The organism is Actinotalea solisilvae, from assembly GCF_016464425.1.
In the GTDB taxonomy this organism is placed as follows: Bacteria; Actinomycetota; Actinomycetes; order Actinomycetales; family Cellulomonadaceae; genus Actinotalea; species Actinotalea solisilvae.
The window spans coordinates 115,964-132,230 of sequence record NZ_JADDKQ010000016.1; the positions used below are offsets into that span (position 1 = coordinate 115,964).

Below are 16,267 nucleotides of genomic sequence, written 5' to 3' on the forward strand. Positions count from 1 at the left end.
CCAGACCCCGGCGCCGTCCGGCGGGCCGCGGGTGCGAATCCCGCCCGCACCTCCCGCCCGGGCGTCCCGAGTGCCACGATGGCGCAGGGGGCCCGGGCCCGGAGCGGAGGTGACGACGCGTGGCCGTGACGAGCCCGACGCTGGACCCCGTGGAGCCCGTCTGGCTCGACCGCGCCGTGCGGCGCTCGTCGTCGTTGCCCCGGTGGGCGTCCGTGACCGTGCTCGCCGTCACGCTCGGGCTCGGCTGGGTCGTCGTCTACACCACGGGCGGCACGCACCTGTCGACGCCGCACCTGTTCTACCTGCCGATCATGGCGGCGACCCTGCCCTTCGGCGCGCGCGGCTCGATCCCCACGGCGCTCGTCGCGACCGTCCTGTGCGGACCGCTCATGCCCCTGGTCACCGAGACCGGCGAGCCGCAGCAGCCGGCGAGCTGGATCGTGCGCGGCGCGATGTTCGTCGTCGTCGCGTCGCTCGCGGCCCTCGCGCTCGGTCTGCGCGAGCGCGCCTACGAGCGCCAGCTCACCCTCGAGCTGCGCCAGACGATCGGCCCCGGGCACGCACCCGGCGCCCTGGAGCCCGAGCTGCTCCAGCGGGTCGACGACGTCGTCGACGGCCGGCTCTTCCGGCCCGTCTACCAGCCCATCTACGCGCTCGGCGACGGCCGCCTCGTCGCCGTGGAGGCACTGACGCGCTTCGAGCCCGAGCCCTACCGGTCGCCCGACCTGTGGTTCGCGGCGGCCCGCTCCGTGGGCCGCGGCACAGAGCTCGAGATCCTCGCGGTCGAGGCGGCGCTCGAAGGCGCGCGCGACCTGCCGCCCGAGATCGAGCTGTCGGTCAACGCGTCGCCCGCGACGCTCGCCGACGAGCGCCTCCACGCGCTCCTCGCCGCGGCCGGGCGCCCGCTCGTCATGGAGATCACCGAGCACGCCGTCGTCGAGGACTACCCCGTGCTCGAGGGCTCGGTCCAGGCGCTCCGCGCGCTGGGCGTGAAGATCGCGGTCGACGACGCCGGCGCCGGCTTCGCGAGCCTGCGCCACATCGTCCACCTGGCCCCGGACACCATCAAGCTCGACATGTCCCTCACGCAGCACCTCGCGGCGAGCCCGCTGCGCCGCGCGCTCGCGGTCTCGCTCGTCGAGTTCGCGCAGCAGACCGGCGCCGCGCTGGTCGTGGAGGGGCTCGAGGACGTCGCCGACCTCCAGGCCTGGACGGGGCTCGGCGCGCACGCCGCGCAGGGCTACCTCGTCGGCCGCCCCGGCCCGCTGCCGCCGCCCGTCGTCAACCCGCTCATCACGGCGCTGCACCACCCGCGCCGCGGCGACCACACGCACCGGGACCAGCCCGCCCCGGCGCGCCGCGGCTGAGCCGCCCTATCCTCGGGCGGTGCCGCACGTGTGGACGCCCGACGTCGTGATCGACGAGCGGCTCGCGCGCGCCGTCGTGGCCCAGCAGTTCCCCGAGCTCGCCGGCCTGCCCGTGCGCGTGTTCGACGCCGGCTGGGACAACCTCGTGGTCGCCGTGGGTGACGCGTGGCTCTTCCGGTTCGTGCACCGCGAGATCGCGCTCCCCGGCGCGCGCCACGAGCTCGCGGTGCTGCGCCACCTCGCCGACCGCTTCGAGGTCCCGATCCCCCACCCGCGCTGGCTCGGCAGCCCGACCGCCGAGGTGCCGTGGCCGTTCTGGGGGGCGCGGGCGCTGCCGGGCGTCGAGCTCGCGCGCGCGGGCGTCGAGGACGCGGCGCGGGGCGCCGTCGCGCGCGCGGCCGGGACGCTGCTCCGCGCGCTGCACGCGCCCGACCTCGCGCGCGAGACCACGGCGGCGCTCGCCCGTGACGGGCTCACGCTGCGGGCGGACCCCAACCGCCGCGCCGACCCGACGACGGTCACGGCGCGGGCGCGCGCGGCGCTCGCGGACCTCGGCGACCCGGCGCTCACCGCCGACGCCGAGGGCGTGCTCGCCGCCGTCGAGCGCCTGCCCCCGCCCGGCCCGGAGGCGTCGGTGCTCGTCCACGGCGACCTGCACGTGCGCCACCTCCTCGTGGCCGACGGCCGGCTCACGGGCGTCATCGACTGGGGCGACGTCGCGCTCGCGGACCCGTGCGTCGACCTCATGGCCGCGTACGGCGCGTTCGACGGCGCCGCCCGGGCGGCCTTCCTCGACGCCTACGGCGACGTGCCCGAGGACCGGGCGCTGCGGGCGCGCGCCGTCGCGGTCCGCGTCCACGCCTCCCTCGCGCACCAGGCGGGTGTCGACGGCCTCGACGCCGTGCACCGCGAGGCGGTCGCGGCGATCCGCCGCGCGACCCGCTGAGACCGGTCCGCGCCGAGGTCGTCCGCTCAGTCCCGGGGCGCGAGCAGGAAGCCGGTCCCCTCGGGCGACGCGGCGGCGTCGAGCTGCTGGTCGGCGAGGACCGACGACGTCCGCGGCTCGACGTACACGCGCGCGCCGTCCGCCTCGATGACCTCGTCGCCCTCGACCGGCTCCTCGACGAGCGACACCTCGAACGCCCCGGCGCGCTCGCGCGACTCGGCGATCCGCAGCCCGCCCCGACGTGAGAGGTGGGCGCGCGCGGCGATGTCCCGGACCGCGTGCCGGGCGTTGGGCGTGAGCGTGAGCATCGGGGCACCTCCTCGGCGCCGCCCCGGTGGTGGCGCGAGCCCACCGTCGCGAACGCCGTGGCTGATCGCAACCGGAGGGCGGCCCCGCTCAGCGCTCGTGGCGCGCGGGTCCTCCCTCGGGCGGCACGGGCGGCAGCTGGCCCGACGCCGTCTGCTCGCGCTCGGCGATCACCTCGTCGCCGGGGCCCTGGAACACGCGCGAGCGCTCGACCGCGCGGATGCTGCCCGTGAAGAGCCGCGAGTCCTTGCCCGGGTCGAGGCGCACGGTGTCGTCCGCCGTCGGGTGGCCGGGCGCGCCCGGGACGGCCGTGGGCGTCGGCGCCGTGCGTGGCGTCGCGACGTCGGGCTCCCGCGCGACGTCGGGCGTGCGGGGCGCCGGCCGCGCCGCGGGCTCGGTCGCCGACTGCTCCCACCGCGTCCGGGGCAGCGCCTCCGGGTGGTGGCGCTGGAGCCAGTCGACGAGGCCCTCGCGCACCTCGCACCGCAGGTCGAAGAGGGTCGGCGCGTCGACGGCGCTCGCGAGCGCGCGGACCCGCACGAAGCCTCCCGTCGCCTCGGTGACCTGGAGGATGCCGATCCGGTGGTCCCACAGGCCGCTCTCACCGAGGAGGCGCGTCAGCTCCGCGCGCATCTCGGCGACGGGCACCTGCCAGTCGAGGTCGAGCTCGACCGTGCCGAGGAGGTCCGCCGCGCGCCGGGTCCAGTTCTCGAACGGCGTCGACGTGAAGTAGGTCGACGGGAGGATGAGCCGCCGGTCGTCCCAGACGTGGACGACCACGTAGGTCATCGTGATCTCCTCGATCCGGCCCCACTCGTCGTCGACCACGACGACGTCGTCCACGCGGATCGCGTCCGTGAACGCGAGCTGCAGGCCCGCGAAGACGTTGGCGAGCGACGTCTGCGCCGCGAGGCCGACGACCACCGACAGCACGCCGGCGGACGCGAGCACGCCCGCGCCGATCGCGCGCGCGCCGTCGAACGTCAGGAGCACGGCGGCGAGCGCGACGAGCACGAGGGCGGCCACCGTGAGGCGGCGCAGGACCATCACCTGGGTGCGCACGCGACGCGCGTGGCGGTTGTCGGGCACGTCCGTCCGGTAGCGCGCGGCCGTCGCGTCCTCGACGACGAAGGCGAGCGCCCCCACGAGCCACGCGACCGACACGATGAGCACGATGAGCAGCGCGTGCTCGAGCCCCGGCCGCCAGGTCGGTCCCCCGGGCGGCGGGTCGGTCACGAGCCGCAGGGCGACCCACACCGAGGCCACGACGAGCACCACCCGCAGCGGCCGGCGCGCGCGGCGGGAGAGGTTCTCCGCGAGCCACGTGCGGCGCCCGACCGCACGCACGACGGCGGCGACCACCTCGGCGACGACGAGCGCCACGATGAGGGCGCCGGCGATGGTGAGCACGATGACCGGCCCGGCCGCGGTGCCGCCCGCCTCGGCGGCGTCGGCGGCCGCGAGGAGACCGGGCGGGTGCGCGGGCAGGCTCAGGGACGGGGCTGCGGGGGTCACCCGTCCAGGCTAGGACGAACTCGGGCGTCCACCCACGACCCGGGCACCCGGGACGTGACCCGCCTCACTCGATCGGGTACGTCGATCAACTCGACGTGCGGGCTCACCCGGGCGGGTCTAGCGTCCGTGCCGAGGGTCAGCACCCCAGGAAAGATCCAGCAACGGAGGTCAGCCATGGGAATCGGCTCCATCATCGCCGCGATCGTCGTCGGCATCATCATCGGGCTGCTCGGGCGCCTCGTGGCTCCGGGGCGGCAGAACATCTCGCTCCTCGTGACCGTGATCGTCGGCATCATCGCCGCGCTGCTCGGCACGTGGATCGCCGGCGCGCTCCTCGGCACCGAGGACACGCCCGGCATCGACTGGATCGAGCTCATCATCCAGGTCGTCCTCGCCGCGATCGGTGTGACGATCGCCGCGAACATGCTCGGCCGCCGTCGTCGCGTCTGACGCGACCCGCGGTACGCGACGCCCGGTGGCCCCGTGCCACCGGGCGTCGCTGCGTCCGGGCCCGTCGCGGCGGCCGGATGTTCGGTTTTGTTGAAGTTCTTTCGATCCTGTGGCTATCCTGGGTGCCATGACCTGGCTCGTGACCGGCGGCGCCGGCTACATCGGATCCCACGTGGTGCGCGCGTTCGGCGAGGCGGGCCTGCCCGCCGTCGTCGTCGACGACCTCTCGAGCGGGCACGAAGCATTCGTGCCCGACGACGTCCCCCTGGTGCGCGCGAGCATCCTCGACACCGACGCGGTGCTCGCCGCGATGCGCGAGCACGCGGTGACCGGCGTCGTGCACCTCGCGGGGTTCAAGTACGCGGGCGTCAGCGTGCAGCGCCCGCTGCACACGTACGAGCAGAACGTCACCGGCACCGCGCACCTCCTGCGCGCGGCCGCCGAGGCCGGCGTCGAGGCCGTCGTGTTCTCGTCGAGCGCCGCGGTCTACGGCACGCCGCACACCGACCTCGTCACCGAGGCCACGCCGCCCGCGCCCGAGTCCCCGTACGGCGAGAGCAAGCTCATCGGCGAGTGGCTGCTGCGCGACCAGGCGCGCGCGACGGCGGACGCGCCCGCGCCCCTGCGGCACACGTCGCTGCGGTACTTCAACGTCGTGGGGTCGGGCACGCCGGACCTCTACGACACGAGCCCGCACAACCTCTTCCCGCTCGTCCTCGACGCGCTCGTCGCGGGCCGCACGCCGCGCATCAACGGCACGGACTACGAAACGCCCGACGGCACGTGCGTGCGCGACTACGTGCACGTCGCCGACCTCGCGACCTCGCACGTCGCGGCGGCCCGCGCGCTCGCCGAGGGCCGTCCGCTCGAGCCGGTCTACAACCTCGGCAGCGGGGACGGCGTCTCGGTGCGCCAGATCATGACCGCGATGGCCGAGGTCACCGGGATCGCCTTCGAGCCCGAGGAGGCCCCGCGCCGGCCGGGCGACCCCGCGCGGATCGTGGCGTCCGGGGAGCTGGCGGCGCGCGACCTCGACTGGCGCATGCGCCACTCCCTCACGCAGATGGTCGCGAGCGCCTGGCAGGCCCGCCAGTCCCACCCCTGACCCACCCACCCCACCCCCGCGAACGAGGGGTCAGAGGGCCCGGAGGGCGGGGAGGCGCGAGGCCGCCTGCTCCAGGACCGCCTCGCTCCCCGCGTAGACGCCCTCGGCGCGCGGCCAGTGCACGACGACGTCCGTGAACCCGAGCGCCGCGGCGCGCGCCACGCCCTCCTCGAGGACGTCGACGGACTCGAGCGAGAACACCGGGGCCGCGTCGACGTTGAGGTAGCGGTCGATGGTCGCGGGGTCGCGGCCCGCGTCGCGCGCGGCATCCTCGAACCGCTCGACGAGGCCGGCCAGGTCGGACCACCACTGCTCCTGCAGCGCGTCACGCCCCGGGCCGGTCCCGTCGGCGTCGACCGCGGCGCCGACCCCGTAGGTGGCCCACCCCTGGCCGTACCGCGCCGCCACCCGCAGGGCGCGCGGCCCGTTCGCGGCGACGACGAACGGGACCCGCGGCGTCTGCACGCAGCCCGGGAGCATGCGCGCGGCGTGCGCCTCGAAGTGCCGGCCGGACCAGTCGGTCACGGGCTGCGTGAGGAGGAGGTCGAGCAGCTCGACGAACTCGGCGAACCGCTCGCTGCGCACCCGGGGCGTCACGGGCGGCCCGAGCACCTCGGCGTCCCAGCCCGTGCCCCCCGCGCCGACGCCGAGCACGAACCGGCCCTCGCTGATGTCGTCGAGCCCCATGACGTCCTTGGCGAACGGGACCGGGTGGCGGAAGTTGGGGCTCGCGACCCACGTGCCCAGGCGGGCGCGGTGCGTGACCGTCGCTGCCGCCGCGAGGAGGGGCACGGTGGCGAGCCACGGCTCGTCGGCGAGCGTGCGCCACGCGAGGTGGTCGTAGGTCCACAGGTGGTCGAAGCCGTACTCCTCGGCGCGCACCCAGCGCTCCCGGTCGACGGCCCAGCGCTCCTGGGGCAGCAGCACGATCCCGATCCGCATCCTCGTCCTCTCGTCCGCTCGTCCTCGTCGACCGCTCAGGCCCAGCCGAGCGCGTGCAGGCGGTCGTCGTCGATCCCGAAGTGGTGCGCGATCTCGTGCACGACCGTCACGGCGACCTCGTCGACCACGTCGTCGGCCGTCTCGCACACCGCGAGCGTCGGGTTCCGGAAGATCGTGATCCGGTCCGGGAGCGACCCCGCCGCCCACCACCCGTCCCGCTCGGTCAGCGCGACGCCCTCGTACAGGCCCAGCAGGTCCGGGTCGTCCTCGGGCGCGTCGTCCTCGACGAGCACGACGACGTTGTCCATCTGCGCCGCGAGCTCGGCGGGGATGAGGTCGAGGGCGTCGCGCACGGCGTCCTCGAACGCCTCCCGGCTCATCTCGACCATGCCCCCATCATCGCGCCCCGCGCCCCCTCCGGGCACCGTCCGGGCAGGTCAGGGCCCCCCGAGGGGGCCGCTTTGGAGATCCGGAGGCGCTCCCGTATGCTTTCCGAGGTCTTACGACGCTTCGACGTCACGGGCGTCCGACGTGACACGGGCCCCCATCGTCTAGCGGCCTAGGACCCCGCCCTTTCACGGCGGTAGCACGGGTTCGAATCCCGTTGGGGGTACGGCCCGGGTCGAGCAGTTCAGCGGTCCAGCACGACGAGCAGTTCAGCAGTTCAGCAGCATGGTCTTGGCTTCACCAAGGCCCCGTAGCGCAGTTGGTTAGCGCGCCGCCCTGTCACGGCGGAGGTCGCGGGTTCAAGTCCCGTCGGGGTCGCTCGGCAGTACGCACGGCCACTTAGCTCAGTTGGTAGAGCGTTCGACTGAAAATCGAAAGGTCGGCAGTTCGACCCTGCCAGTGGCCACCCAGGACCTCACGCCCCGCCCGCGCCCGACGCCGGCGGGGCGTCGTCGTCCCCGGCTAATTCCGTCGCGCCTCCCCCGGCGAGGCGCGACGCTCGGACCGTGAGCGAGCACACGACCACGCCGACCGTCCCGAGCACCGTCGAGATCCTCGAGGTCCTCCCCGCCGACCTCGACAGCCCGGACGCCTGGGCCATCCACGGCACCGTCCTCCTCGAGCGCGCCATCGCCCTCGACGACCTCGGCGACACGGACCTCGCGCTCGACGCCGCCACGACGCGCGCGACGCTGCTCGACCCCTACCGCCGCATGCGGCGCTTCGTCGCGGTCGCCGACGGCAGCCGCACGCCGGAGTCCGTCGTCGGGCGCGGCATGGTCGCCTTCCCGCAGGTGGGCAACGCGCACATCGCCGAGGTGTACGTGGGCGTCCACCCCGAGCGACGTGGGCGCGGCATCGGCGCGGCCCTGTGGGACCGGGTCACGGCCGTCGCCCGCGACGCGGGCCGCCGCGTGGTGCACACCGACGGCATGGCCGGCACCGAGCCGCCGCCGGGCCCGGGCGCGCTCGAGGCCCCCACGGGCAGCGGCCGCTTCCCCGCCGACCACCCCACGGCCCGGTTCCTCCTCGCGCGCGGCCTGCGCCTCGAGCAGATCGCCCGGCACTCGGTCCTCGACCTCCCCGTCCCCGCGGACCACCTCGCGCGCCTGCACGACGACGCCCTCGCGGCCGCGGGCGACGCGTACCGCGTGCACGTCTGGCACGACGAGATCCCCGCGGCCTGGGTCGACGACGTCGCCGCCCTCGAGACGCGGATGAGCACCGACGCGCCGTCGGGCGCGCTCGACGTCGAGGAGGACCCCTGGGACGCCGACCGGGTGCGGTCGGCCGAGCAGCAGTTCCACGAGCGCGGCCAGCGCTACCTCATGGCGGCCGCGGAGCACGTCGCGTCGGGTCGCCTCGCGGGCTTCTCGATGGTGGCCTACCCGGTCGACGGCGAGGGCCCCGTCTTCCAGGAGGACACGCTCGTGCTGCGCGAGCACCGCGGGCACCGGCTCGGGATGCTGGTGAAGAGCGCCGTCGCGCGGGCGCTGCCCGAGGTGGCCCCGCGCGCACGTCGGGTGCACACGTGGAACGCCGAGGAGAACGCGCCCATGCTCGCGATCAACGTGGCGCTCGGGTTCCGTCCCGCCGGCGTCGCCGCCGAGTGGGAGGGCAGCCTCTGACGCCTCGGCGCCAGGATCCGTGCGCCGACGCACGTGCGCCGGGGCGGCCGGTGCAGAACAATGTCATCGGACGCAGGCCGCCGTGGCGGCTCCCGACGACGAAGGACGTGGTGAGGTGGCTCACACAACGCGACCCGATGCCCGGCCGAGCATCGGGGAGCTGGTCAGCAGCCTCTCCGAGAAGCTGTCCCAGCTGATCCGGGACGAGATCCGGCTCGCCAAGGCCGAGCTCGCGATCAAGGCCAAGCACGCGGGCGTCGGCATCGGCCTGTTCGGGGCCGCCGCGTTCCTCGGGTTCTTCGGCTTCGCCGCGCTCGTCACGACGGCGATCCTCGGGCTCGCGCACGCGGTGCCCGCCTGGCTCGCGGCGCTCATCGTCGCGGTCGTGCTCCTGCTGGTCGCCGGCATCCTCGGGGCCGTCGGCAAGCGCGCGCTCGACCAGAGCAAGCCCCCCGGCCCCGAGCGCGCGCAGGCGAGCATCAAGGCCGACGTCGCCGCCGTCAAGGAAGGACTCCACTCATGAGCTCGTCCGGTCCCTCGACCGACCCCGCCGAGATCGAGGCGGAGATCGCCCGGACGCGGGCCCAGCTCAAGGACACGGTGGACGAGCTCAGCGACCGCCTCAACCCGAAGAACGCGGCGGCCGAGATCTCCGACGAGGTCAAGGCGGCCGTCGCCGACCTGCGGCGCCGCGTCACGGGCGACGTGCGACCCGCCGACGAGCCCGAGCCGACCCGGCGCGCGTGGATCGTGCTCGGCGCCGGGGCCGCCGTCGTCCTCGGCGTCGTGGGGAAGCTCGTCCGCCGCGGCTGACGCCGGGTCAGGCCGTCGGGCGGTCAAGCCGTCAGGACGCCGCGCCGCGCTCGTGCGCGAGGAGCGCCTGCTTGGTCGCGACGCCGAACGCGTACCCGCCCAGCGAGCCGTCCGTGCGGACGATGCGGTGGCACGGCACGAACGGCGCGACGAGGTTGCGCGCGCAGGCCGTGCCGGCCGCGCGCACGGCCGCGGGACGTCCCGCCATCGCCGCGAGCTCGGTGTACGTGACCGTGCGGCCCGGCGGGATGCGGCGCATGGCGTCCCAGGCGGCCTGGAAGAACTCGCCGCCCGGCTGGGTGACGGGCACCGCCTCGAGGGCGCCCGCGTCGCCCGCGGCGTACCGCTCGAGGGCCGGCACCGCGTCCCCGGGCAGGTCCGCGGGCGCGACCTCGCGGCTGACGACGCCGGGGTAGGCGGCACGCAGGCGGCCGAGCACCGCGTCGAGCGGCGCGTAGCCCGCCGCGCGCACGACGCCGTCGGGCGTCACCGCGAGCGCGACGTCGCCCCCGGGCGTCGCGACCGTCGCGGCGAGGACGAGCGCGGGGACGTCGGACCAATCGCGTCCGGCGCGGGCGGGCGCCGGTCGGTCGGCGTCCGGCCGGCCGCCCGCCCTCGAACGTGCCGGACCTCCCGCGGTCGTCGGGCCCGGAGCCGCGGTCGTCGGGCCGAGGGCCGCGGTCGTCAGGCCGGCGGGTGCCGCGGTGGTCGGGCCGGCGGGTGCCGCCGTCGTCGGTCCGGCGGGTGCCGCGGTCGTCGGGGTCACCGTGGTCGGGGTCACCGTGGTCGGGGTGGCGGTCATGCGTCCTCCAGGGTCGATCGGGACGTCCACAGGTGCTGCGCGGCGTACCCGCGCCAGGGGCGCCAGGACTCCGCTCGGCGCACGGCCTCGGCGGCCGTGACGCCGCCGAGCGCCTGGCGCAGGACGAGGTCGTGCGCGGGGAAGGCGTCGGGGTCGCCCATCGCGCGCAGGGCGACGTACTCGACGGTCCACGGGCCGATGCCGGGCACCGCGGCGAGCGCCGCGCGCGCGACGGCACGGTCGGCGCCCGGCCCCAGGTCGAGGCCGTCGGCGAGCACGGCGGCGAGGTGGGCGAGGGTCGTCGCCCGCGCGCCCGTGAGGCCGAGCGCCCGCAGGCCGTCGACGCCCATGGCGGCGACCTCGGCGGGCTCGGGGAACCGGAGCAACCCGTGCGGTGTGGGCGCCCCCGCCGCGGCGACGAGCCGGCCCGTGAGCGTCCGGGCCGCCGCGACGCTGACCTGCTGGCCGAGGACCGTGCGCAGCGCGAGCTCGCCCGGGTCGACCGTGCCGGGGACCCGCAGCCCGGGCCGCCGGGTCACGAGCGGCTCGAGGAGCGGGTCCTGGGCGAGCACCGCACCGACGCGCGCGGGCTCGGCGTCGAGGTCCGCCCAGTGCCGCAGGCGGCCGACGAGCCGCGGGACGTCCGCGATGTCGGGCACCGTGAGGGTCGCGGTGAGGTGCCGCTCGCCGGGGGTGAGCTCGACGAGCGCGTCGCCACCGCGTGCCGGGACCACGCGGCGGACCGAGCCGGCGCGCCCCGGGTCGACGCGCGCCTCCTCCAGCCCGGGGACCGCGCGCGCGGCCACGTGCGCCACGAAGGCGTCGCCGTCGTAGGGCGCCGCGTGCCGCAGGCGGAGCGTCACGGTCGCGGCGCCGGCCTCGGGTGCCGGGTGCCCACCGGCCGCAGGCCCGCGCCTGCTGGGCCCGGGACGCAGCGTCGAGGGCGGTGCGCCGAACTCGGCCCGCATGACGTCGTTGAACTGGCGCACGCTGGAGAAGCCGGCCGCGAAGGCGACGTCGGCCATGGGCCACGTGGTCTGCTCGACGAGCAGGCGCGCGACCTGGGCGCGGCGGGTGCGCGCGAGCTGCCCGGGCGTCGCGCCGACCTGCGCGACGACGACGCGGTGCAGGTGGCGCTCGCTCACGTGCAGCGCCGCGGCGAGGCCCGCCACACCGTCGACGTCCACCGCGCCGTCACCGATGCGCCGCAGCGCACGCCCGGCGAGGTCGGCGTCGAGGTCCCACTCGCGCGAGCCCGGCAGCGCGTCCGGGCGGCAGCGGCGGCACGCGCGGAACCCGGCGGCGACGCACGCGGCCGCGGTCGTGTGGAACTGGCAGTTCTCCGGCCTGGGGGTGCGCGACGGGCACGACGGGCGGCAGTAGATGCCGGTGCTGCGCACGGCGACGAACAGCCGGCCGTCGAAGCGCGGGTCGCGGCCCTGGACGGCGCGGTAGGCGACGTCGCGGTCGAGGGCGAGCGGTGGGGTCACGTGCTCATCCTGCCCCCGCCCCGCCGACCGGGCTGGCGGGATCCGGACATGGCGGTGGCCCGTCGGCGGCGCCCGCGGAGGCAGCACCCGCCCTCGGTGACGCACCGACGCGCGCCGCTCGCGCGCGCGGCAGCGAGCGGCGGCGGTCGTGCGTGGGTGCGGTTGGCGCGAGCGCCGGTGGGGCGGGGGTCAGGCCACCACGGCGCGCTGGTTGGGCACCTCGAGCAGGCCGCGGACCTCGTCCTCGCGGTAGCGGCGGTGCCCGCCGAGGGTACGGATGGCGGTGAGCTTGCCGGCCTTGGCCCAGCGCGTCACGGTCTTGGGGTCCACGCGGAAGAGCGCGGCCACCTCGGACGGCGTGAGGAGCGCCTCGGGCGGGGTCTGACGAGCTGACACGTGGTCCTCCTTCGGGAGGTCGGGCGAGCCGCCGGTGGCGGGCGCCCGACGATGGTCACTGCGTCGTGACGTCATGCCTTGCACTTTCCGTACCAAAACACCGTACAGCGGACACGCGGTGCCCGGCCCGCATCCGTCTCGACATGTGGCCCGCGTGTCTCGGGCTGCGCCGTGAGAACCGTCGTGGGAACGCGTGCGCGCCACGGAAACCGTGGTCGGCAGGGGCGGACGACGGCGATCCGGCACCGATAGCGTCGCTCCGCCGTGAAAACCGCCGTCCTTGATCGCATGAGACGCTCGTCACAGCCGGTGTGACCGACGCGGGTCCGCGCCGGCTCGGCGCGCGCCGCGGCCGGCGGCCGACGGCGGCGGCCGGACGGGCACCGGTGCGCCCGGCCGGGTGAACACCCTGTGGACGTCCGGTGTGCGTGACGCCGGCCACGCCCCGCAGGTCGCCGGAACATCCCCGGACCATGTAGCGTTACCCCACGACGAGAACCAGCACCCCGGGGCCGCACGTGACTGCACGGTGCCGCCCCGCTTCTACGTTATAGAGGGGGTCGATGCCATGGGGCGCGGCCGTCAGAAGGCGAAGCAGACGAAGGTCGCTCGCGAGCTCAAGTACTCGAGCTACGAGCCGAACTATCGAGCCCTCGAGCAGGAGCTCACGTCTGGTCCCCGCCGCAGCGACCTCACCGGAACCCGGCCGACCCCGGACTCCCGCGACGACGTCGACGAGTTCGCGGACTGGGCGGGCGAGGACCGCTGACGACACCGGCGTGACCCGAGGGTCCGCCGGGAGGTCCGAGCGAACGAACGCCGACGCGGCGCGTCGGGCACCTCGTCGTGCCCGCGCGCCGCGTTCGTGTGCTCGTCCCGCCGGCGCACCCCGCGCCCGGGACGCGCACGCCGGCGATCCCGTCGGCGCGCCTCAGCTCGTGCGGTAGCCGCCGTGCAGCGCGACGGCGCCGCCGTCGACGCCCTTGGTGCCACGCACGACGTCGGGCCCGGTCGCGCCGTCGTCCGCACGCACGGTGCCGAGGGCCCACGCGGGCACACCTGCGGCCGTGAGCCGCGCGATCGCGGCGTCCGCTCCCGCCGCGCCGACCACGGCCACCATGCCGACGCCGAGGTTGAGGGTGCGCTCGAGGTCGCCCCACGGCACGTCGCCCAGGCGCCGGACGAGCTCGAACACCGGCGGCACCACCCACGACGAGCGGTCGACGTCGGCGAGGAGGCCGGCCGGCAGCACGCGCGCGAGGTTCGCCGCGAGGCCGCCGCCCGTGACGTGGCTGTAGGCGTGGACCTGCGCGGCGCCGTCCGCGGCGAGGTCGAGGCAGGGTCGCGTGTACAGCCGTGTGGGCTCGAGCAGCTCGAGGCCGAGCGCGCGGCCCAGCTCGGGCACGTCGCGCTCGAGGCCCCAGCCCGCCACCTCGACCACGCGCCGCACGAGCGAGTACCCGTTGGAGTGCAGCCCCGAGGACGCCATGGCGACGACGACGTCGCCCTCGCGCACCCGCTCGGGGCCGAGCAGCGCGTCGGCCTCGACGATGCCCGTGGCCGCGCCCGCGACGTCGTACTCGTCCGGTCCGAGGAGGCCCGGGTGCTCCGCCGTCTCGCCGCCGACCAGGGCGGTGCCGGTCTCGGCGCACGCCTGGGCGATCCCGCGGACGATGTCGGCCACGCGCTCGGGGACGACGCGGCCCGTCGCGATGTAGTCGGTCATGAACAGGGGCTCGGCGCCCACGACGACGATGTCGTCGACGACCATGCCCACGAGGTCGTAGCCGATCGTGTCGTGCACGTCGAGGGCCTGCGCGATGGCGACCTTGGTGCCGACGCCGTCGGTCGACGACGCGAGCAGCGGGCGACGGTAGCGCGTCAGCGCAGAGAGGTCGTAGAGGCCGGCGAAGCCGCCGACGCCGCCCAGCACCTGGGGGCCGTGCGTCGCGCGGACGGCGTCCTTCATGAGCTCGACCGCGCGGTCGCCCGCCTCCGTGTCGACGCCTGCGGACGCGTAGGTGACGCGCGGCGCGCCCTCGCCCGCGCTCACGGGTGGTCGAGCGCGCCGGCGCCGCCGGTCGCGGTGACGAGCGTCGCCAGGCCGTCCTCGGGCGCACCGAGCGGGAGCTCGCTCTGCTCGAGGAGGTTCTTGCCGAGGCGGTCCGCGGAGGGCAGCTCGATCGGGTACTTCCCCGTAAAGCACGCGGTGCACAGCTGCGACGACGGCTGGTTCGTCGCGGCGACCATGCCCTCGAGCGAGATGTAGCCCAGCGAGTCCGCGCCGATCGAGCGCCCGATCTCCTCGGGCGAGAGCCCGGTCGCGATGAGCTCGGCGCGCGAGGCGAAGTCGATGCCGTAGAAGCACGGCCACTTCACGGGCGGCGACGAGATGCGCACGTGGACCTCGGCGGCGCCCGCCTCGCGCAGCATGCGCACGAGCGCGCGCTGGGTGTTGCCGCGCACGATCGAGTCGTCCACGACCACGAGGCGCTGACCGCGGATGACCTCGCGCAGCGGGTTGAGCTTGAGCCGGATGCCGAGCTGGCGCAGGGTCTGCGACGGCTGGATGAAGGTGCGGCCGACGTAGGCGTTCTTCGTGAGGCCCTGCGCGTACCGGATGCCCGACTCCGCCGCGTAGCCGATCGCGGCCGGCGTGCCGGACTCGGGCACCGGGATGACGAGGTCGGCGTCGACCGGGAACTCGCGCGCGAGCGAGCGGCCCATCTCGACGCGCGCCGCGTGCACCGAGCGGCCCGCGATCGTCGTGTCGGGCCGCGCGAGGTAGACGTACTCGAAGGCGCACCCGGTGGGCGTGGGCTCGGCGAACCGCTGGCTGCGCAGGCCGTCGGCGTCGATGGTGAGGAGCTCGCCCGGCTCGACCTCGCGGACCAGCGAGGCGCCGACGATGTCGAGGGCCGCCGTCTCGCTCGCGACGACCCAGCCGCGCTCGAGGCGGCCGAGCACCAGCGGGCGGACGCCGTGCGGGTCGCGCGCGGCGTAGAGCGTGTTCTCGTCCATGAAGACGAGGCAGAACGCGCCGCGGAGCCGCGGGAGGACCTCGAGCGCGGTCGCCTCGAGCGTCCGGTCCGGGTCGCCGGCGAGCAGCGCCGTGACGAGCGCGGTGTCGGTCGTCGTGCCGCGCGCGAGCTCGCCCCGGCGGCGCGAGCCGTAGCGCTCCGCGACGAGCTCGACGAGCTCCGCGGTGTTCGTGAGGTTGCCGTTGTGGCCGAGCGCGACCGTGCCGCCCGCCGTCGGGCCGAGGGTGGGCTGCGCGTTCTCCCACGTCGACGAGCCGGTGGTCGAGTAGCGCGTGTGACCGATGGCGATGTGGCCGGTCAGCGCGTTGAGCGCCGTCTCGTCGAAGACCTGGGACACGAGCCCCATGTCCTTGTAGACGAGCAGCTGCTCGCCGTTCGAGGTCGCGATGCCGGCCGACTCCTGGCCGCGGTGCTGCAGCGCGTAGAGGCCGAAGTAGGTGAGCTTGGCGACCTCCTCGCCGGGCGCCCAGACCCCGAAGACGCCGCACGCGTCCTGGGGACCCTTCTCGCCGGGAAGCAGGTCATGGGTCAGTCGTCCGTCTCCGCGGGCCACGCCGCCATGCTCGCACACGCCCGCGGCCGGGTCGCGCCGGCGCCCGCCCAGTGGGCACTCAGGAGCGTCGGTCCGCGAGCACGGCCAGCGCCGCGCCGACGACGGCGCCCGCGACGGCCCCGGCGAGGCCCGTGAACACCGCGACGGTGCCCCGGCCCGCCTCCGTCGCCTCGGCCGGCAGGACGAGCGCCGCGAGCACGCCCAGCACGACGCCGACGACGACGCCCGCCTGGACGAACGCCCGGAAGCGCGGGGCGCGCCGGACGCGGCCCTCCCGCGCGTGCGCGAGCTCCTCCTCGCTCGGGTCGCTCGCCCCGGGCGCGGCGTCGTCGGGCAGCGGGGCGTCAGGAGGTGTGGGCACGCACCGATGCTAGGACGGCCGTGGGGGCCCCCCCCCCCGGGGGGGGGGGCCGCCCCCCCCCCCCCACCCCACGCAAAGGGCGCCGCGCCCACCCCCAGCAGCGCG

At 76.0% G+C, this 16,267-nt stretch carries 18 protein-coding genes and 3 tRNA genes; 11 read left to right on the forward strand and 10 right to left on the reverse strand.

Going from position 1 to position 16,267, the window contains the following annotated elements:
- Positions 1-119: 119 nt before the first annotated feature.
- Together JIG38_RS13690 and JIG38_RS13695 are read left to right on the forward strand one after the other, a co-directional pair.
- Positions 120-1,367 (forward strand): EAL domain-containing protein, encoded by a 1,248-nt coding sequence (locus tag JIG38_RS13690; protein WP_199424370.1) that lies wholly within the window; start codon positions 120-122, stop codon positions 1,365-1,367.
- A 19-nt stretch (positions 1,368-1,386) separates the two neighbouring features.
- Positions 1,387-2,313, forward strand: a complete 927-nt coding sequence (locus JIG38_RS13695; RefSeq protein WP_199424371.1) for a phosphotransferase — start codon at positions 1,387-1,389, stop codon at positions 2,311-2,313.
- A gap of 26 nt (positions 2,314-2,339) precedes the next feature.
- Here the strand turns inward: JIG38_RS13695 and JIG38_RS13700 are convergent, their stop codons facing one another.
- Both JIG38_RS13700 and JIG38_RS13705 read right to left on the reverse strand, forming a co-directional pair.
- Complete coding sequence (locus tag JIG38_RS13700) at positions 2,340-2,621, reverse strand: iron-sulfur cluster assembly accessory protein (protein WP_199424372.1); 282 nt, start codon at positions 2,619-2,621, stop codon at positions 2,340-2,342.
- Between the two features lie 88 nt (positions 2,622-2,709).
- On the reverse strand, positions 2,710-4,134 hold the full coding sequence (locus JIG38_RS13705) for a mechanosensitive ion channel family protein (protein WP_372419894.1): 1,425 nt from the start codon (positions 4,132-4,134) through the stop codon (positions 2,710-2,712).
- Between the two features lie 174 nt (positions 4,135-4,308).
- Between JIG38_RS13705 and JIG38_RS13710 the strand changes: the two genes are divergently transcribed.
- Positions 4,309-4,584 carry a GlsB/YeaQ/YmgE family stress response membrane protein gene (locus tag JIG38_RS13710; RefSeq protein ID WP_199424373.1) on the forward strand — a complete coding sequence of 92 codons (276 nt, stop codon included), beginning with the start codon at positions 4,309-4,311 and terminating at the stop codon, positions 4,582-4,584.
- 127 nt (positions 4,585-4,711) lie between these two features.
- Entirely contained in the window at positions 4,712-5,689 is a 978-nt protein-coding gene (gene galE, locus JIG38_RS13715) for a UDP-glucose 4-epimerase GalE (protein ID WP_199424374.1), read from the forward strand.
- Between the two features lie 30 nt (positions 5,690-5,719).
- Here the strand turns inward: galE and JIG38_RS13720 are convergent, their stop codons facing one another.
- Together JIG38_RS13720 and JIG38_RS13725 are read right to left on the reverse strand one after the other, a co-directional pair.
- Entirely contained in the window at positions 5,720-6,631 is a 912-nt protein-coding gene (locus JIG38_RS13720; RefSeq protein ID WP_199424375.1) for an LLM class flavin-dependent oxidoreductase, read from the reverse strand.
- Between the two features lie 35 nt (positions 6,632-6,666).
- Positions 6,667-7,020, reverse strand: coding sequence for a metallopeptidase family protein (locus JIG38_RS13725; protein WP_199424376.1), 354 nt, complete (start codon positions 7,018-7,020; stop codon positions 6,667-6,669).
- A gap of 151 nt (positions 7,021-7,171) precedes the next feature.
- Between JIG38_RS13725 and JIG38_RS13730 the strand changes: the two genes are divergently transcribed.
- The 6 genes from JIG38_RS13730 to JIG38_RS13755 all read left to right on the forward strand — a co-directional run bounded on the left by JIG38_RS13730 (position 7,172) and on the right by JIG38_RS13755 (position 9,519).
- Positions 7,172-7,244 (forward strand) — tRNA-Glu (locus JIG38_RS13730).
- A 78-nt stretch (positions 7,245-7,322) separates the two neighbouring features.
- Positions 7,323-7,396: transfer RNA gene (locus JIG38_RS13735), tRNA-Asp, on the forward strand.
- Between the two features lie 15 nt (positions 7,397-7,411).
- Positions 7,412-7,484, forward strand: a tRNA-Phe gene (locus tag JIG38_RS13740).
- Positions 7,485-7,584: 100 nt separating this feature from the next.
- A complete protein-coding gene (locus tag JIG38_RS13745) occupies positions 7,585-8,706 on the forward strand; it encodes a GNAT family N-acetyltransferase (RefSeq protein WP_199424377.1) in 1,122 nt (373 codons plus the stop codon).
- A gap of 115 nt (positions 8,707-8,821) precedes the next feature.
- Positions 8,822-9,229, forward strand: a complete 408-nt coding sequence (locus JIG38_RS13750; RefSeq protein WP_199424378.1) for a phage holin family protein — start codon at positions 8,822-8,824, stop codon at positions 9,227-9,229.
- Complete coding sequence (locus JIG38_RS13755) at positions 9,226-9,519, forward strand: DUF3618 domain-containing protein (RefSeq protein ID WP_199424379.1); 294 nt, start codon at positions 9,226-9,228, stop codon at positions 9,517-9,519. The genes JIG38_RS13750 and JIG38_RS13755 overlap by 4 nt, the downstream gene beginning before the upstream one ends.
- A 31-nt stretch (positions 9,520-9,550) precedes the next feature.
- Here JIG38_RS13755 and JIG38_RS13760 read toward each other — a convergent pair whose 3' ends face one another.
- From JIG38_RS13760 to JIG38_RS13770, 3 genes are all read right to left on the reverse strand, one after another.
- On the reverse strand, positions 9,551-10,321 hold the full coding sequence (locus JIG38_RS13760) for a methylated-DNA--[protein]-cysteine S-methyltransferase (RefSeq protein ID WP_199424380.1): 771 nt from the start codon (positions 10,319-10,321) through the stop codon (positions 9,551-9,553).
- Complete coding sequence (locus tag JIG38_RS13765) at positions 10,318-11,811, reverse strand: Ada metal-binding domain-containing protein (RefSeq protein ID WP_199424381.1); 1,494 nt, start codon at positions 11,809-11,811, stop codon at positions 10,318-10,320. The genes JIG38_RS13760 and JIG38_RS13765 overlap by 4 nt, the downstream gene beginning before the upstream one ends.
- Positions 11,812-12,000: 189 nt before the next feature.
- On the reverse strand, positions 12,001-12,207 hold the full coding sequence (locus JIG38_RS13770; RefSeq protein WP_199424382.1) for a BldC family transcriptional regulator: 207 nt from the start codon (positions 12,205-12,207) through the stop codon (positions 12,001-12,003).
- 568 nt (positions 12,208-12,775) lie between these two features.
- Between JIG38_RS13770 and JIG38_RS13775 the strand changes: the two genes are divergently transcribed.
- Entirely contained in the window at positions 12,776-12,976 is a 201-nt protein-coding gene (locus JIG38_RS13775; protein WP_199424383.1) for a DUF3073 domain-containing protein, read from the forward strand.
- A 162-nt stretch (positions 12,977-13,138) separates the two neighbouring features.
- Here JIG38_RS13775 and purM read toward each other — a convergent pair whose 3' ends face one another.
- From purM to JIG38_RS13790, 3 genes are read right to left on the reverse strand one after another with little or no spacing between them, the layout of a single operon-like run.
- A complete protein-coding gene (purM, locus tag JIG38_RS13780) occupies positions 13,139-14,260 on the reverse strand; it encodes a phosphoribosylformylglycinamidine cyclo-ligase (protein ID WP_199424384.1) in 1,122 nt (373 codons plus the stop codon).
- Positions 14,257-15,801 carry an amidophosphoribosyltransferase gene (purF, locus tag JIG38_RS13785; RefSeq protein ID WP_199424385.1) on the reverse strand — a complete coding sequence of 515 codons (1,545 nt, stop codon included), beginning with the start codon at positions 15,799-15,801 and terminating at the stop codon, positions 14,257-14,259. The genes purM and purF overlap by 4 nt, the downstream gene beginning before the upstream one ends.
- 58 nt (positions 15,802-15,859) lie before the next feature.
- On the reverse strand, positions 15,860-16,162 hold the full coding sequence (locus JIG38_RS13790) for a histidine kinase (RefSeq protein WP_307844930.1): 303 nt from the start codon (positions 16,160-16,162) through the stop codon (positions 15,860-15,862).
- Positions 16,163-16,267: the final 105 nt, after the last annotated feature.

Bases quoted from the DNA above. Each gene is read 5' to 3' on its own strand.
- galE (WP_199424374.1), top strand. From the start codon at position 4,712: ATGACCTGGCTCGTGACCGGCGGCGCCGGCTACATCGGATCCCACGTG.
- JIG38_RS13775 (WP_199424383.1), top strand. From the start codon at position 12,776: ATGGGGCGCGGCCGTCAGAAGGCGAAGCAGACGAAGGTCGCTCGCGAG.
- JIG38_RS13720 (WP_199424375.1), bottom strand. From the start codon at position 6,631: ATGCGGATCGGGATCGTGCTGCTGCCCCAGGAGCGCTGGGCCGTCGAC.
- JIG38_RS13755 (WP_199424379.1), top strand. From the start codon at position 9,226: ATGAGCTCGTCCGGTCCCTCGACCGACCCCGCCGAGATCGAGGCGGAG.
- JIG38_RS13710 (WP_199424373.1), top strand. From the start codon at position 4,309: ATGGGAATCGGCTCCATCATCGCCGCGATCGTCGTCGGCATCATCATC.
- JIG38_RS13725 (WP_199424376.1), bottom strand. From the start codon at position 7,020: ATGGTCGAGATGAGCCGGGAGGCGTTCGAGGACGCCGTGCGCGACGCC.
- JIG38_RS13700 (WP_199424372.1), bottom strand. From the start codon at position 2,621: ATGCTCACGCTCACGCCCAACGCCCGGCACGCGGTCCGGGACATCGCC.
- JIG38_RS13760 (WP_199424380.1), bottom strand. From the start codon at position 10,321: ATGACCGCCACCCCGACCACGGTGACCCCGACCACGGTGACCCCGACG.